The 14,860-nt window shown below is 42.4% G+C and carries 16 protein-coding genes; 6 read left to right on the top strand and 10 right to left on the bottom strand.

Annotated elements, in window-relative coordinates; translation table 11 throughout:
* Positions 1–38: 38 nt before the first annotated feature.
* Complete coding sequence (locus MTF64_RS15690) at positions 39–545, bottom strand: transthyretin-like family protein (RefSeq protein ID WP_248451932.1); 507 nt, start codon at positions 543–545, stop codon at positions 39–41.
* Between the two features lie 25 nt (positions 546–570).
* On the bottom strand, positions 571–930 hold the full coding sequence (locus tag MTF64_RS15685; RefSeq protein WP_248451931.1) for a DUF1294 domain-containing protein: 360 nt from the start codon (positions 928–930) through the stop codon (positions 571–573).
* A gap of 53 nt (positions 931–983) precedes the next feature.
* Here MTF64_RS15685 and MTF64_RS15680 point away from each other — a divergent pair, with 53 nt between their 5' ends.
* Complete coding sequence (locus MTF64_RS15680) at positions 984–1,514, top strand: hypothetical protein (protein ID WP_055255511.1); 531 nt, start codon at positions 984–986, stop codon at positions 1,512–1,514.
* A 63-nt stretch (positions 1,515–1,577) separates the two neighbouring features.
* Here the strand turns inward: MTF64_RS15680 and MTF64_RS15675 are convergent, their stop codons facing one another.
* Positions 1,578–2,120, bottom strand: coding sequence for a carboxymuconolactone decarboxylase family protein (locus MTF64_RS15675; RefSeq protein WP_248451930.1), 543 nt, complete (start codon positions 2,118–2,120; stop codon positions 1,578–1,580).
* Positions 2,121–2,252: 132 nt separating this feature from the next.
* Between MTF64_RS15675 and MTF64_RS15670 the strand changes: the two genes are divergently transcribed.
* Positions 2,253–2,840 (top strand): TetR/AcrR family transcriptional regulator, encoded by a 588-nt coding sequence (locus MTF64_RS15670; RefSeq protein WP_024032893.1) that lies wholly within the window; start codon positions 2,253–2,255, stop codon positions 2,838–2,840.
* A gap of 98 nt (positions 2,841–2,938) precedes the next feature.
* On the opposite strand, the gene MTF64_RS15665 is transcribed toward MTF64_RS15670, so the two are convergent.
* The 5 genes from MTF64_RS15665 to MTF64_RS15645 form a co-directional block, all read right to left on the bottom strand.
* Positions 2,939–5,059 carry a methyl-accepting chemotaxis protein gene (locus MTF64_RS15665; RefSeq protein WP_121638297.1) on the bottom strand — a complete coding sequence of 707 codons (2,121 nt, stop codon included), beginning with the start codon at positions 5,057–5,059 and terminating at the stop codon, positions 2,939–2,941.
* Between the two features lie 99 nt (positions 5,060–5,158).
* On the bottom strand, positions 5,159–6,376 hold the full coding sequence (arsJ, locus tag MTF64_RS15660; RefSeq protein WP_029773649.1) for an organoarsenical effux MFS transporter ArsJ: 1,218 nt from the start codon (positions 6,374–6,376) through the stop codon (positions 5,159–5,161).
* 31 nt (positions 6,377–6,407) lie between these two features.
* Positions 6,408–7,418: an ArsJ-associated glyceraldehyde-3-phosphate dehydrogenase gene (locus tag MTF64_RS15655; RefSeq protein ID WP_248451929.1), complete on the bottom strand. Its 1,011-nt coding sequence runs from the start codon at positions 7,416–7,418 to the stop codon at positions 6,408–6,410.
* Between the two features lie 38 nt (positions 7,419–7,456).
* Positions 7,457–7,810 carry a metalloregulator ArsR/SmtB family transcription factor gene (locus MTF64_RS15650; protein ID WP_006794425.1) on the bottom strand — a complete coding sequence of 118 codons (354 nt, stop codon included), beginning with the start codon at positions 7,808–7,810 and terminating at the stop codon, positions 7,457–7,459.
* 357 nt (positions 7,811–8,167) lie between these two features.
* Positions 8,168–9,052 (bottom strand): LysR family transcriptional regulator, encoded by an 885-nt coding sequence (locus tag MTF64_RS15645; protein WP_248451928.1) that lies wholly within the window; start codon positions 9,050–9,052, stop codon positions 8,168–8,170.
* A gap of 181 nt (positions 9,053–9,233) precedes the next feature.
* Here MTF64_RS15645 and MTF64_RS15640 point away from each other — a divergent pair, with 181 nt between their 5' ends.
* The 3 genes from MTF64_RS15640 to MTF64_RS15630 all read left to right on the top strand — a co-directional run bounded on the left by MTF64_RS15640 (position 9,234) and on the right by MTF64_RS15630 (position 12,666).
* Entirely contained in the window at positions 9,234–9,854 is a 621-nt protein-coding gene (locus MTF64_RS15640; RefSeq protein WP_064387147.1) for a glutathione S-transferase, read from the top strand.
* Positions 9,855–9,973: 119 nt separating this feature from the next.
* On the top strand, positions 9,974–12,109 hold the full coding sequence (locus MTF64_RS15635) for a pyridoxamine 5'-phosphate oxidase family protein (RefSeq protein WP_248451927.1): 2,136 nt from the start codon (positions 9,974–9,976) through the stop codon (positions 12,107–12,109).
* 89 nt (positions 12,110–12,198) lie between these two features.
* Complete coding sequence (locus MTF64_RS15630; protein WP_008306371.1) at positions 12,199–12,666, top strand: nuclear transport factor 2 family protein; 468 nt, start codon at positions 12,199–12,201, stop codon at positions 12,664–12,666.
* Between the two features lie 275 nt (positions 12,667–12,941).
* On the opposite strand, the gene MTF64_RS15625 is transcribed toward MTF64_RS15630, so the two are convergent.
* Positions 12,942–13,370 (bottom strand): organic hydroperoxide resistance protein, encoded by a 429-nt coding sequence (locus MTF64_RS15625; RefSeq protein ID WP_004587024.1) that lies wholly within the window; start codon positions 13,368–13,370, stop codon positions 12,942–12,944.
* Between the two features lie 135 nt (positions 13,371–13,505).
* Here MTF64_RS15625 and MTF64_RS15620 point away from each other — a divergent pair, with 135 nt between their 5' ends.
* The gene (locus MTF64_RS15620) at positions 13,506–13,964 is read left to right on the top strand and encodes a MarR family transcriptional regulator (protein WP_121638292.1); all 459 of its coding nucleotides are present in this window, start codon (positions 13,506–13,508) and stop codon (positions 13,962–13,964) included.
* On the opposite strand, the gene MTF64_RS15615 is transcribed toward MTF64_RS15620, so the two are convergent.
* Entirely contained in the window at positions 13,953–14,852 is a 900-nt protein-coding gene (locus tag MTF64_RS15615; RefSeq protein WP_248451925.1) for a LysR family transcriptional regulator, read from the bottom strand. The two genes, MTF64_RS15620 and MTF64_RS15615, sit on opposite strands and share 12 nt — an antisense overlap.
* Between the last annotated feature and the right edge of the window lie 8 nt (positions 14,853–14,860).

Below are 14,860 nucleotides of genomic sequence, written 5' to 3'. Positions count from 1 at the left end.
AGATAAACATTAGTGGCTTTATAAAGCTAACTTAATCCCTAGCGTATACACCGCGTATAAACTGTATAATACTGGCCAGTATCTTTTATCGGTATATCGTAAGTTTCAGCCTCTTCACTGAGGTCGCATTCAAAGTGATTTAGCATATCAGAAAGTAGCGCTTGCTCTTGCGTGAACTGTATTGAAGTATCCCAAAGTATTGAATCTTCATCTTTTTTATTTCCAATATAAATACTCTGTAGCAAGGAGCTATTAAAAAACATATTTGAAGGATTAGAGCTGCGTATAGTTTTACTTTTAAAGTAAAAATTTCCATTACTATCGCTTATTACTTCATCTGTGTAGGTATCACCATAAATGAGCTCTCGGGTAATTTTAACACCCGCCTGCGGCTCCCCATTTTTTACTAGCCGGCCTTTTATTTGCAGTGATAGTGTTACATCTTGTTTGTTAAAAAAGCCAAACATATCTGCGCATCCTTGTATCGGAAATAGTAAAAATAAAATAAGCGTTAAAGTGACACCTGCTAACCTTGAACTAGTCATAAAAGTCCTTTTTGTGTTTATATTTTTAGCCTACCAGAAAAAATACCGACAGTATGCTCGCTACATTTAAAATAATACATAGCCATAACACCACTATAAAACGACGTTTTTGCGATTTATGCCTAAGCCATTGCTGTGCAATGAGTGCGCCGGGCCAACCGCCTAGTAACGACAGTAACTGAAGCATGCGCTCGGGTGTGCGGTTTACTTTTTTATGCGCTGATTGTTTAGCTTGTCGTTTATCCCATGCGTACATTATAAAAGTAAAAAAGCTTAAACCTGTAAAGTAGCTTGGTATATAAATGCTCATATTATAAAGCCAATGAGCTTGCCATACTGCGACCAAAAAAAGCAGTGAGAAGGTGATTAATGTTTTCTTTATCAATTCATGATCGCCTATACTAAAAAGAGTTAAACCAAAATAATAAGAGCCAAATTATGACATACTTTAAAGCCCTATTTTTAGTATTATGCTTATACGCCTTTAATAGCTACGCCGCTGATACCCCAAGTAACCTTGATAAAGAACTCGCTGTATTTAAACCTTATTTAGGTACATGGCAGGCCGATTTTGACGTACCTAAAGGTGCAAAACCTGTACAAGATGTTGGCCACTGGGAGCGCGCATTAAATGGTAAAGCTATACATACCAAGCACTCTATTAATGAAGGTGAGTATGGTGGGGAATCAATGATTTTTTACGACAGTAAAAAAGAGTCATTGGTGTTTTACTATTTTACTACCGCAGGTTTTTACACAAAAGGCACCATGAAAGTGCTCAGCCCTACCCAATTTGTAGCGTATGAAGAGGTAACAGGCAGTAAAGAAGGTATTACTAAAGTGCGCTCGATCAGCGAGCTAAAAAACGATACGTTTGTAGTTTCAACTTCTTATTTAAAAAAGGGTGAGTGGACTAAGCCCGAGCAGCGTACTTATACACGCAGCACTAAAGCCGTTAAATTTAAATAATGGCCATTCGCTTAAAACACAAAAAGGCAGCCTAAGCTGCCTTTGTTATTTATAAAACCGCTATTATTTAGCAAACTTTTTAAATGGTTCGTCAACTGGTGTATCAGCAAGGTGGTTAGTGTAGTTGCTCATTACTTTTTGCGATAAGCCTACAACAATTTCTAGTAGTTGCTGTTTACCGTAACCTGCTGTAAAAAACTTCTCAATTTGCTGATCGCTAATTACGCCGCGATCGCGTGTCATTGCAAGCGTTGTTTCACGCAGTGTTTCAAGTTTTGCATCTGCAAGTGGTGTTTTGTTTACTAGGGCATCAACAATATCTTGGTCTACATTCATTGAAGCGGCAATTGCGCTGTGTGCTGGTACACAGTAATGACACTCGTGCTCAACATTAATTGTTTGCCATACCACAGTTAGCTCTTCTGCGTTAAACGAGGTGTTTTGAAATAACTCATGCAGTACTTGGTAACCTTTAAGTAGCGTAGGCGCTTCTGCCATTACGGCATGAAGGTTAGGTAACATGCCAAATGCTGCTACTGAATCAGCCATAAGCGATTTTGACTCTTCTGGTGCGTTGTCTTGGGTATATAACGTAAATTCTGCCATGTTCTGCTCCAATAAATTAATGTGTTTGAGTAACCTGGTGTCAGGTTAAGTAACTTCGAGACACATACTATTTGATTTTGAGCGACTGTTCAAGTTAAAATTGAGCATACGTTCAAAATAGTTGAGAATAAAATGGCAAACAAAGTTAAATTTGAGCGCGATAATGTAATTCGCGTTGCAAGCCAATTGTTTTGGGAAAAGGGGTTTAACGCCACCTCAACCCGCGATTTACAAGAAGCCATTAACATGCGCCCAGGCAGTATATATGCAGCGTTTGGCTCTAAAGAAGGCCTATACAGCGAGTCTTTAAAAGACTACACAGTACAAATGAAAAGCCAAATTGATGGGTTTTTAGCAAGTTCTGACTCTGTTTTAGGTGGTTTGCGTGCGTTTGTAGAAAACGTAATTATTAAAACCAAAGACTGTAGCCCAAGTGCTATTTGTATGTTGGTAAAAGCAAACAGCGAATTTGCAGAAAAAGACGCCTCGTTATACGAGCTAAGCCTAGATCTATCAGCAAAGTTTGAAGCCTACTTAACCACCTTGTTTGCTCAAGCCATTAAAAATAATGAGCTAAGCAGCAACCTTACCGCGCTTGAATACGCGCAGTTTTTTCAGGTGCAATTTACTGGGCTGCGTGGCTATTTTAACCGCCCAGGGGTTGAGCAATTAGCGCAGCCGATGATCAACCAAATGTTTGCCTTGATCAAAAAACTATAACGTTTCGCATTACTAACTTCTAAAAAGTCTCAACTAAAAAAAGCGGCTAATTCGTGTGAATTAGCCGCTTTTTATATTTGCTAGGGTTTGAGCTTTACTTACGTTTTAAGTTTATTAAGCTCGCTATCTTGCTGCGCTACCAATGCATTAAGCGCTTCGCTACTATCGCCAGCTTGGGTAGATAAATCAGCAAGTTGCGATGCAGCATCTGAAATAAGCGTAAGGTTACGATTTATCTCTTCAGTTACTAAGCTTTGCTCTTCGGCGGCGGTGGCAATGTGGGTAATTTGATTAGTAATTTCATCTACTTTTACTACCACACTGTGCAGCGCGTCAAACGCCACTGAGGTTTCGTCTACTGCGCTTTGCGCGCGTACTACGCCTTTTTCAATTACGGTTGATGCATTACCTACTTCTAACAATAAGCTATCTATAAGTTGGCTAATATCATCGGTAGATGAGCGTGTTTTAGACGCCAGTGCACGTACTTCATCGGCAACTACCGCAAAGCCTCTGCCGTGCTCGCCAGCGCGTGCTGCCTCAATGGCGGCATTAAGTGCAAGTAAGTTGGTTTGCTCTGAAATGGTTCTGATCACATCTAAAATTTGCGTAATATCTTTACTACGCGAAGCCACTTTTTCAACCGCTTGGTTGGCTTCTTTTATTTCTTCAGACATGGTTTTCACTTGGCTCATAGCCGATGACAAGCTCGACTCACTGCTAACCACTAAACCATTTATTTCATCCGCTTGTTGAGCAGATTGCTCAGAGGCTCTGGCAACTTCAAGTGCGGTGGCGCTCATTTCGTTCATAGCGGTTACTACGCTTTCAATTTCTTGAAACTGCGATTGCACATTATGCTTGGTATCAATAGCAATATGCTGTGCTATTTCGCCTTGCTGTTTTGTTTGCGACGATACATCTTTAAGCTCTGCAATTAAGCCACGTAGCTTAGCTAAAAAGGCATTAAAACCACCCGCAAGCGCAATTAGCTCTGCGTGGGTATCAACATGGAGTGTATGAGTTAAGTCACCTTCTGAGCTGGCAAGGTTATCTACACGTTGTTGAATTTGCTCAAGGGGTGCAACCACAGTGCCCACTACCACTTTCATAATAATAAAAGCGATTAAAGCAATAACAGCACCGGTTATTAAAATAACAACACCGAGCTGATTGGCCGAGTCGCTCATGTTTTTAGCTAAGGCATTAGGCCCCTCTAGCGCTAAATTACTTGGCACTTCAATAAGTAGGCTCCACTGAGTGTTAGCCAGCTTAATATTAATTGGGTAGTTAACTAAATACTCGCTAGGTGTTTTAAAAAGGCCATGTTGCCCTTTAAATTTAACCAGCTCACTGTAAGTGTTACTACTAACTGCCTCTTTAAATGGGCGGCCTAATTTAGATTTATAATGACTGCTGCCTACAATTAAACCTATGTCACTTAAAAGTGTTACTTTTGCTTGGCCGTTATAAAGTTCGCTCGAAAGTTTTTCGGTTAAGCCCTGAAACGTAGGGAGCGTTAAATCAACGCCTGCTAAACCAATAAAGCGGCCCGATTTAGTAATAGGTACGGTTAAAGAGGTAAGCATAACCGAATCGCCAGAAGGTATTTCGTAAAGGTAAGGTTCCATAATACAGGGCTTAAGTGTATCTTTTGCGCATAAATACCAATGCGCTTCACGAATACCAAATTCGTTTAACGAGGTCAGGTATTTATCGGCAGCGTTAGCTACTTTTTGCTGCTCAATAATGCCGTTTTGGTCACGCGTTATATATACTTCTAACGTGCCATCGCCATTAACTGAGTGTTTATATCCTTGCTTAAATTGCGCGTCTTGCCCATCAAAGGCATTGGCTTCAAACTGCGAATAAATTGACGATAAAAACCGATTTTTTTCAAGTATAGAGCGGTTAATGCTCACTACCGTGTCGCGGTTTAATGTTTGAGTATTAGCCGCATCACCAAGTAATGCAGCTAATGAGTTTGGAATTCGGTAAGCTTCGTTGATAAATCCGGCAATTTTTTCGCCGTAAGCAGCCGCGTTTGCGTTAAGCTTTTGCTCAACTTCGGCCACGATATAATCTTCAGATTCTTTAGCGAGCGCCTCGCTGTTTGATGACATTTGCCACCATAAAACCCCAGAAAGTACTAATACTGTTAAAAATGTACTCCCTACAGTTATCCATAATAACTTTTTTGCTAACGTGAGTTCTCGCACTTAAATTACCTTTTGTTAAAACACCCCTACAGTTTAATATACAAACTGCATCAAGCCATCAATAACATAAAATAATTTAAGTTTTTTGAACAATTAGGCCTAACGCTTGGCCAAAATAGCAGTGGTTATCGTGGCACCTATGAGTAAAGCAACGCTCACCCACAAACACGCTACAAAGCCATAAACCTGAAACACCCACCCCGAAAGCACCGTGCCCAGTAAACGCCCCATGGCATTGGCCATATAATAAAAGCCAACATCAAGCGATACACCATCGCTTTTAGCAAAGCTGACAATTAAGTAACTATGCACAGATGAATTAACGGCAAATACACCGCCAAAAATAAGCAAACCTATAATCAGCGTGGCATGCACGGCCACATCAAGTTGCATAAAAAGAGCTAACAGTGCTGTTACACCACTTAGCAGCAACACCCATAAATAGGCATGTTTAACGGTATCAACGTTTGAGTTACTGGTGCCGGTAATACGCGGCGCTTGCGATTGCACACCACCGTAGCCAATTACCCAAAGTGCCATAAAGCCACTTACCCACCAAAAGTTCCAGTTAAACTGCTGGGCTAAATAAATAGGTAAAGCCACTACAAACCATACATCACGCGCGGCAAACAAGCATAATCGTGCTGCACTTAATAAATTTATTGCACGGGATTTAGAAAATAGCTCTTTAAACTTAGGCTTATTTTTAGCCTTGCCCATGTCGCCTTTTAAAAATACAACGCTAATAATCCACGCAATAGTGAGTAATAAAATTAGGGCTTTTAAAGCACCTACAAAACCCAGTACCGTAAGGAGTAAACCACCTAAAAAGAAGCCGACCCCTTTTAACGCATTTTTTGAGCCCGTTAAAATAGCCACCCATTTATAGAGCTGGCCTTGGCCGCTTTCTCCCTCGGGCACTAAGTGTTTAATGGCGCTTTTGGCGCTCATTTTATTTAGATCTTTTGCTATGCCGCTAAGCGCTTGCGCCGCCATAACATAAGCCACTGTAAGCCATTCACTTGGCGCACATAACATGGCAAGCGCCATTATTTGCAGCGCCAAGCCAAAGTTCATGGTTTTATTAAGGCCTAAATGAGCCCCTAGCCAACCGCCCACTAAATTGGTGATCACACCAAAAATTTCGTAAAACAAAAACAGCATGGCAATCGCCAGCGCACCATACCCTAACTGATGAAAATGCAGCACCACCAGCATACGTAGTGCGCCATCGGTTAAGGTAAATGCCCAGTAATTACCGGTAATTATTAAATACTGTTTTATTGCTGTAGGTAAATTAGCGAGTTGCTCAAACATGGTTAACGCCCTTAAAACCTTAAATTAATGGTTAAACCAAGTCACTTTTAGCAACTTTAAGCATAAGCTCGGCAGTACGATTAGCGTAGCCCCATTCGTTATCGTACCAAGCGTATAATTTAAGCTGGGTATTATTAATAACCATGGTAGAAAGCGCATCAATAATGCTACTGCGTGGATCGGTTTTGTAATCAATCGATACCAGCGGTTTTTCTTCGTAACCTAATACGCCAGCAAGCTCGTTTTCAGACGCTTGAGCAAACCATTCATTCACCTCAGTGGCAGTTACACCACGCTCAAGCTCAAATACACAGTCAGTAATAGATGCGTTAGTTAAAGGTACACGCACAGCATGGCCATTTAACTTACCTTTTAGCTCAGGGAATATATGCGTAATAGCTGTTGCACTACCGGTTGTGGTAGGTATTAAACTTGTCCCGCACGAACGAGCACGACGTAAGTCTTTATGTGGCGCATCAATAATAGTTTGGGTATTGGTAATATCGTGAATAGTGGTCATTGAGCCGTGCTTAATGCCTACTTTTTCTTGCAGTACTTTTACAATAGGCGCTAAACAGTTAGTCGTACACGAAGCCGCAGTCACAATTTTGTGCTCATCTGGGTTATATAAATTATCGTTAACGCCCATAACCACATTTAAAATGCCGTCTTCTTTTACCGGAGCGGTTACCACAACGCGCTTAACACCTTGTGCTAAATATTGATTTAACAGCTCAGTGGTTTTCATTTTACCGCTGGCTTCTATCACTACATCGCAATCAGACCAATCGGTATCGCTAATGGTTTTGTTATTGGTAACGGCAATAGTGTGTTTGCCCACACTAAAGCTATTTTCGTTTGCTGTAACATTTTGGGCTAAACGCCCGTGCACTGAGTCAAACTCTAATAAATGTGCATGTGTTTTAGCATCGCCCGCTACATCGTTTACTTTAATAAATTCTACTTCTGGCCACTCTAGTGCTGCGCGCAGTGTTAAACGTCCCATACGGCCAAAACCGTTAATACCTACTTTAATTGTCATAATAAATACCTTTAATAAAGTTATATCAATTTGCTTAATTAACAGCAGCTTGCTGCACGCTCAGGGCGATTACCCATAGCATTGAGTCGATTTAAATCGTCGTTATAAAACGCAGAATTTTCGTTTTTGGTTTGTGCTATTACGCTAAGAGCCCACTCCGGCAAGGCTTTATTAATGCTGTAATACACCCATTGATTTTGCTTACGGTCGCTCAATAGGCCACACTGCCTAAGTTGCGCTAAATGGCGCGACACTTTAGGTTGGCTAAGTTCAAGCGCAGCAACAAGCTCACACACACATAGCTCTTGCTCATGGCTAATTAATAACATGGCTTTTAAGCGCGTATCGTCGGCTAAGCATTTGTAAAATTGAAGTGGGTTGAGTTGTTCCATAGCATCCTCGTTTAGTTAGTGTGCATACAATAAAACAAAACGAGGATATATGAAATAGTGAATATACGATTTTTCGTATATTTATTTAAAAGCCCGCTTCAATTAATGTGATCTCTAGTAAACTGCAGCGCACAAAAAAGCCCAGTGGCAAACCCCTGGGCTTTTGTAACGTTTTAGTATGAGCATACTTGTTTTATCGCTACTGCCATTTAAAGCCTTATGCTAACAAGGTATTTACGCAGCTCTGTGCGATAAAAAGATGCCCTACGCTTTGCTCTACTTCACGAGCAAATTCTAAATCAATAAGCAGATACGTTATACATTGTGACTGCACAGTAGCTATTGAGGTAATTACCACTAAGTTGCAAAAGAAAGCGCAAGATGATCAAGTAATGCTCGTATTCTTGCCGGTAAGTGGCGGTTTGAAGCATACACTGCATTTAGCTCCAATATGCTTGCTTCGTAGGGTTCGAACAGTAACTGCAATGAGCCGTCTTTTACGTAAGGCTCTGTCACGTATTGTGGGCCCATGCCTATTCCTAGCCCTTGGGAAGCCATGTGGGTTACTGCTCTGGGGGAGTTAGAAGCAAAATCGCCGTTAACATTAACGGTGAACGTATTGCCATCTTCCTTGAACTTCCAGTTTTCAGGGTCGTTTTGAGAAGTTTGCAATAAACAATTGTGTGTCGCCAGCGCACGGGGATGGCTTGGTGTGCCATTGCGCTTTAAATACTCAGGAGAGGCAAAAAAAACAATACGCATATCCATCAATTTTTTTGCGATCAGCGTTGAATCCTTCAACGGCCCAAACCTCACAGCAACATCCACACCTTCATCGATGATAGCCACATACTGATCAGACAGGTTCAACTCAACATTAATTTTCGGATGCTTGGCTAAAAATGGGGCCAGTGCATCGACTAATTTAGTACTGCCAAATGCGGTAGGTGCGGTTAAGCGAACCGTGCCAGACAGATCAGACTGCCGATGCTGAATGACATCTTCTAGCTCTTCAAATTGTTCCAACAAAGGAACGCATCGCACAAAATACGCCTGCCCAGTTTCGGTCAACGTAATACTTCGCGTAGTACGGTGGAACAACAAAGCACCGTGTTTTTGCTCCAGCTGAGCAATGTATTTACTCGCCAGTTTAGTGCTTATGCCTAGTTGCTTAGCACCACCTGTGAAAGATTTTTGCTTTGCCACCGCAATAAACGTGCGCATGCCGTCAAGTGTATCCATAAGAGCTCCTTATATTGCTCTGTGTAATGCTTCGCCCAATTTATGAACATTCTGTACATAGTGATTCTATAAATCAACATATTGTTCATAAGAAACGCAGCGCCTAATATTTACCCATGCCACAACAGGTCAGTGGCTAACAGCAAAAGTCATCAGTTAACGATTAAATAAGGTAAATATCATGTCAAACGCCATTAAAATTCACGGTTTTCCATTATCCGGCCATGCCCACCGAGTAGAGTTATTTGCAAGTGTTGCAGGCATAGCCCATGAAGTTATTTATGTAGACTTACCCGCGGGGGAGCATAAACAAGCCCCCTTTTTGGCTCTCAATCCATTGGGTGTAGTACCAGTAATTGAGGATTCAGACGTGGTAATCCACGATTCAATATCAATTTTGATTTACTTGGCACGCAAATATGCCCCTTCATATATTCCGCAAGATCTTGCCAACGAAGCTGAGATGCATCGTTTTCTTGCCATGTCTGCAGGAGAGATATCCTACGGCCCTGGTGCAGCGAGGTTAATTAATGTTTTCAACTCGCCGGTTGACCCTGTTTTCGCTAAAGAAACTGCAGCAAAAGCCCTAACAAAATTGGAACAACAACTCGATGGCAATGACTTCTTGGTGGCAAATAAAGTGAGCTTGGCTGACTTTGCGATATACAGTTATGTCGCCCACGCTCCCGAGGGTGATGTATCTCTTGACCCATATCCGAATATACGTCGCTGGTTATCTAACGTAGAAGGGTTAAGCGGTTTCGTTCCTATGCAGGCTACAAAAGCGGGACTGGTAAAGTAAGTGTTTGTTTTAGCGGCTCTGCCTTTCAATGAATAGGTTTGAGCCCGACATTCTTTTGCATCACCAGTTTAATATTTTTGGCAAATGCTTTTCCGGCGCACTGCGCTAATGGAGTCATTATGAACACACACATTACTTCAAGTGCTTTTCACGAAGGTGAACAGCAAATGCAAAGACGTGCCGGAAGTTACGAAAAAATGCGTACTATTGGCCGCCGCGCGATCCGCGAATTTATGCCAGATCAGCACAGGCAGTTTTTCCAACAACTGCCGTTTATGGTGCTGGGTAGTACATCAGATAAGGGGCAACTTTGGGCGTCAATTTTGCCTGGAAAGCCCGGCTTCGTGCAGTCCCCTTCCCCGACTCAGCTCACAGTAAACACCCCAATTTTATCAGGTGATCCATTAGCAGCAGCAATCACACAAGGTGCTCGATTGGGTTTATTGGGGTTAGAAATGTCGACCCGGCGTAGAAACCGCGTCAACGCTTGTGTTACCAGCGCAGCGAACAACCAGTTTGCTTTAGAGGTTGAGCAATCTTTTGGCAATTGTCCGCAGTATATTCAAACTCGCGACCTTCACTTTATCCGTTCGCCAGATGCGCCATACAAGGCCCCACGCGCTAAAACGTTTTTTGAACTAAGTGATAGCCTAAAGGCCTTTATCCGCCAAGCGGATACATTTTTTGTTGCCAGTTCTGCGGGTCACGAACCTTCAAACGAAGTAAACCGTCAGCTATCTGCCCATAATGCTATGGGGGTTGATGTGTCACACCGTGGCGGCATGCCAGGTTTTATAAAGGTTGACGAAAACACCCTCACCATTCCTGATTATGCAGGGAATAACTTCTTCAATACGCTGGGTAATTTCGTATTAAACCCCAAGGCAGGGTTACTGTTTGTTGATTTTACCAGCGGCGATGTTTTTATGTTAACCGGCACGGTTACCTTGCTGGAGAGTGACTCACCGATAATTAAAGGGTTTCAAGGTGCGCAGCGGGGCTGGCAATTTACCCTAACCCAAGGGGTGACATTAAAAGCGACACTGCCATTTCGCGCTCAATTCGATAGCTATTCTCCCAATTCTGAAGCAACGGGTACTTGGTCACAGGCAGAAGCAATCGTTAAAGCACAAGCTAAACGCAACCAGTGGCGCGCATTTACCGTCAGTAAAATCGAAGACGAGAGTAGTACAATCCGCTCATTTTATTTACAGCCAAAAGATGACTCTCCCGTACTGCCATTTTCCCCTGGGCAACATTTAACCCTGCGTATTAAACAGCAAAACTCTGACAGTTGGATTGTGCGCAATTACACTGTATCCAGTGCCCCATCGCAAAGTGGTTATCGTATTTCAGTAAAACGTGAAGAGTATGGTGTGATATCAAGTACCTTGCATTCTCGACTATCGATTGGCAGTGAAATACAGATTAAAGCACCAAGCGGCCATTTTTTTATCGATAACACACAACAGCGCCCAGCCATTTTAATAGGTGCGGGTGTGGGCATAACGCCAATGGTGGCCATGGCAAATGATGCCATTAATGAAGGTATACGCACTCGCTATATCCGCCCAATGGCAGTTATTCAAGCGGCCAAAAACAATGAGCAACGTGCTTTTTATGCAGAACTGAGCAATATTGCCAAACGTAGCGCTGGGCGTATTCAGTATTATTCTGTATTAAGTGATATTCACTACGCTCAGACAGAGAGTTCTGCGGCGTCGAACGATTACACTTCCCAAGGGCGAATTAGCCAAAGCTTGGTAATGGACGTACTCAATGCAATGGCCACAGAGCATAGCGTCGATTTCCCGTCGCTGTTCGACAAAGACTTTTATCTGTGTGGCCCCCAAGGTTTTATGCAAAGTATGTATGACTTACTGATTGGCATTGGGGTAAAAGATGAAGATATTCATGCCGAAGCGTTTGGGCCATCGTCTTTAGCCCGTCAATCAACAGATACCAGCAACCACGCTGAGCTAGAGGCTAAATCTGCTGTGATAAAGTTTGCCCACTCAGGTATTGAACAAAGCTGGTACAAGGGTGACAAGCCCCTGCTCGACGTAGCCGAAAGCAAAGGACTTACGCCACCATACAGTTGCCGCAGCGGCCAATGTGGCTCATGTGCGGTTAAACTAAAAAGTGGTGCTGTAACGTATCGCACCCAGCCAAGTGCCCATATTGACCCATCAGACGTATTGTTATGCTGCGCTGTGCCAGCGAAAGATTCCGACACTGTTATATTAGATTTGTAGCTAAATTAAACAGGCTAATATTCAAAGTCACTTATTGATGAAACCTATACAAGTTTTCCAACGTTACTTTACCCAAAGAGGATTTAAACATGAGTACACGCCCACCACTGCCCCCTTTTACCCGCGAAAGCGCCATCGAAAAAGTGCGCCTAGCAGAAGATGGCTGGAACAGCCGTAATCATGAAAAGGTATCACTTGCTTATACAGTGGATACCAAATGGCGTAATCGCAGTACTTTCGTGAATAACCGCGAAGAAGCCGCTGCATTTTTAAAAGGAAAATGGGAAAAAGAACTGGAATATCGCCTGATAAAAGAGTTATGGGCCTTCACTGAAAATCGTATAGCCGTGCGTTACGCGTATGAGTGGCACGACGACAGCGGCAACTGGTTTCGCTCCTACGGCAACGAAAACTGGGAATTCGATGAAAATGGCTTAATGCAAAACCGCTTTGCTTGCATCAACGACTTACCCATCAAAGAATCAGAGCGCAAATTTCACTGGCCCCAAGGGCGCCGCCCCGACGATCACCCAGGACTGTCGGAGTTAGGGTTGTAAGCACACCTAATACATCCGATACAAACGATAAAGCCTGCCCTCTATCGGCGTACATGCAGAACGCCTTAACCCTTTTCATCCTCCCAACATTTTTCAGCATTAAAGAGCTGCTTACTTAATCACTGCAAGACAAATACAGCTGTGTCAATTGATGGTACATGGGTTAATTTAATCATGCTGTTTTCATATATTTATAACGTTATTGAATAAACTTTGCTTACAAAAAAGCCCAGTGGCAAACCACTGGGCTATTACAATGCTAAGTGATCAGTTAATTAAATAACCGAAAGTTCTACTTCAATGTTACCGCGTGTAGCGTTTGAGTATGGGCATACTTGGTGTGCTTTATTTACCAGCTCTTGCGCTGCTGTTTTATCCATATCACCGAGTGATACAGCTAATTTTACTGCAATGCCAAAACCGCCTTCAATCGCGCCAATAGATACTTCAGAGTTAATGTGTGTATCACTTGGTAGCGCAATTTTTTCGCTACCGGCTACAAATTTTAGTGCACCAATAAAACACGCTGCATAACCAGCTGCAAATAATTGCTCTGGGTTTGTGCCTTGTCCGTCGTCACCACCTAGCCCTTTTGGGGTTGATAAGTTTACATTTAAACGGCCATCGTCTGATTTAGCTACACCTTCACGGCCACCGGTTGCAGTTGCTTTTGCTGTGTAGGCAACGTTTTGTAATACATTCATAGTGAACTCCAAAGTTTATCAATTAATTTAGTTTGCATGCAAAATAATAGGTCAAGTAATTAGAGATTGCAAATACTTTGCATGCAAATTAAAATATTTTGTGAGTTGAAGGTATTAACGCACTAGGAGTTAGGTATGTCATTTGAGCAATTAAAATTAAAAAATCAGCTTTGTCATAGGTTATATATGGCATCAAATAGCATTGCACGTGCTTACCGTGAGCCTTTAGCTGCACTTAATTTAACGTATCCGCAGTATGTAGTAATGATGGCGCTGTGGGAGCAAGACAAAATAACCATAGCGCAGCTAATAGATAAAACCGCTATTGATGGTGGCGCTATGACCCAAATACTCAAAAAAATGACCGAAAAGTCTCTGCTGGCTGTTATTAAAGATGAGCACGATAAGCGTAAGCGCCTAATTCAGCTTACCCAAAGTGGGCAAGCCCTTAAAAACGAAGCTGCTGATATTCCGAAAAATATATTATGTAAGTTTGAAAGTGTAGACCCCACACAAGCCAAACAGCTAATGCAGCTGCTTGATTTAGTAATAAGCGATTTAACAACTAAAAACGATGATGAGTTAGCCAACTAACGCGGTTATTTTTTGTTGAATAAACGCCCTAAATGCGCTGATCACCGGGGTCATTTGGCGTCGGTCGGCGTACATCATATAAAGCGGTAGCGGATCGCTTTGCCACTCGGGGCATAAATGAACGAGTTGCCCGCTTGCTAAATCATCAATTACATCTAAGTACGACTTATACGCAATGCCTTTGCCCTCTAGCGCCCAGCGCCGAACCATTTCGCCATCGTTAACTATGTGTTGGCAATTTAGCTGCACTTTTTGCACTGCGCCATTTTTATAAAATCGCCACTCTTTAAACACCTCGCCAAAGCGCATAAAGGTAATGGTGGTGTGCTGCGTTAAATTAAGTGGATGTGTAAGCAATCCATTTTTAGCAATATAGTCAGGAGAGGCCACTAAAATACGCGCATTATTTAAAAAAAGCGGCGCTGCAATTAACTGCGAATCTTTTGGTACACCAAAGCGCAGCGCAATATCAATCGATTGGCTGTAAATGTCGCTTACTTCGTCACTCAAGTGCAGTTTAAGTTTTACATGCGGGTAGTGTGCTAAAAACTCATTAAGCCATTCACTTAGTTTATTGCGCCCTAAGTCGCACGGAGCCGATACCTGTAGCGTTCCCGTTACTTCGCCCACTGCGGTTTGTACTGCAGCTACCCCTTGTTGAATAAGCGAAAGGGAGTCTTTGGCGTAACTTAAAAACTGCTCCCCTGCCACACTTAAGCGTAAGCTGCGAGTAGAGCGAATAAACAGGACGTTTCCTAAGTCTTTTTCTAGGCGCTTAATAGCTGCACTTACCGCCGCTGGGGTTTGCTCGTTTTGCCGTGCGGCTTCAGAAATACTGGCGCAACTGGCTACATCTATAAAAGTTTGAATATCGTTAAATGATCGCATATTTTCAA

The sequence above is a fragment of the Pseudoalteromonas sp. 2CM41L genome (assembly GCF_023161905.1).
Taxonomy (GTDB): Bacteria; Pseudomonadota; Gammaproteobacteria; order Enterobacterales; family Alteromonadaceae; genus Pseudoalteromonas; species Pseudoalteromonas atlantica.
This window is presented reverse-complemented; position numbering and strand designations above follow the sequence as displayed.

What these genes read in the sequence shown, in the direction of transcription:
- MTF64_RS15690 (WP_248451932.1), bottom strand. Translation starts at nt 545, where the DNA reads ATGACTAGTTCAAGGTTAGCAGGTGTCACTTTAACGCTTATTTTATTT.
- MTF64_RS15680 (WP_055255511.1), top strand. Translation starts at nt 984, where the DNA reads ATGACATACTTTAAAGCCCTATTTTTAGTATTATGCTTATACGCCTTT.
- MTF64_RS15675 (WP_248451930.1), bottom strand. Translation starts at nt 2,120, where the DNA reads ATGGCAGAATTTACGTTATATACCCAAGACAACGCACCAGAAGAGTCA.
- MTF64_RS15670 (WP_024032893.1), top strand. Translation starts at nt 2,253, where the DNA reads ATGGCAAACAAAGTTAAATTTGAGCGCGATAATGTAATTCGCGTTGCA.
- arsJ (WP_029773649.1), bottom strand. Translation starts at nt 6,376, where the DNA reads ATGTTTGAGCAACTCGCTAATTTACCTACAGCAATAAAACAGTATTTA.
- MTF64_RS15655 (WP_248451929.1), bottom strand. Translation starts at nt 7,418, where the DNA reads ATGACAATTAAAGTAGGTATTAACGGTTTTGGCCGTATGGGACGTTTA.
- MTF64_RS15650 (WP_006794425.1), bottom strand. Translation starts at nt 7,810, where the DNA reads ATGGAACAACTCAACCCACTTCAATTTTACAAATGCTTAGCCGACGAT.
- MTF64_RS15645 (WP_248451928.1), bottom strand. Translation starts at nt 9,052, where the DNA reads ATGGATACACTTGACGGCATGCGCACGTTTATTGCGGTGGCAAAGCAA.
- MTF64_RS15640 (WP_064387147.1), top strand. Translation starts at nt 9,234, where the DNA reads ATGTCAAACGCCATTAAAATTCACGGTTTTCCATTATCCGGCCATGCC.
- MTF64_RS15635 (WP_248451927.1), top strand. Translation starts at nt 9,974, where the DNA reads ATGAACACACACATTACTTCAAGTGCTTTTCACGAAGGTGAACAGCAA.
- MTF64_RS15630 (WP_008306371.1), top strand. Translation starts at nt 12,199, where the DNA reads ATGAGTACACGCCCACCACTGCCCCCTTTTACCCGCGAAAGCGCCATC.
- MTF64_RS15625 (WP_004587024.1), bottom strand. Translation starts at nt 13,370, where the DNA reads ATGAATGTATTACAAAACGTTGCCTACACAGCAAAAGCAACTGCAACC.
- MTF64_RS15620 (WP_121638292.1), top strand. Translation starts at nt 13,506, where the DNA reads ATGTCATTTGAGCAATTAAAATTAAAAAATCAGCTTTGTCATAGGTTA.
- MTF64_RS15615 (WP_248451925.1), bottom strand. Translation starts at nt 14,852, where the DNA reads ATGCGATCATTTAACGATATTCAAACTTTTATAGATGTAGCCAGTTGC.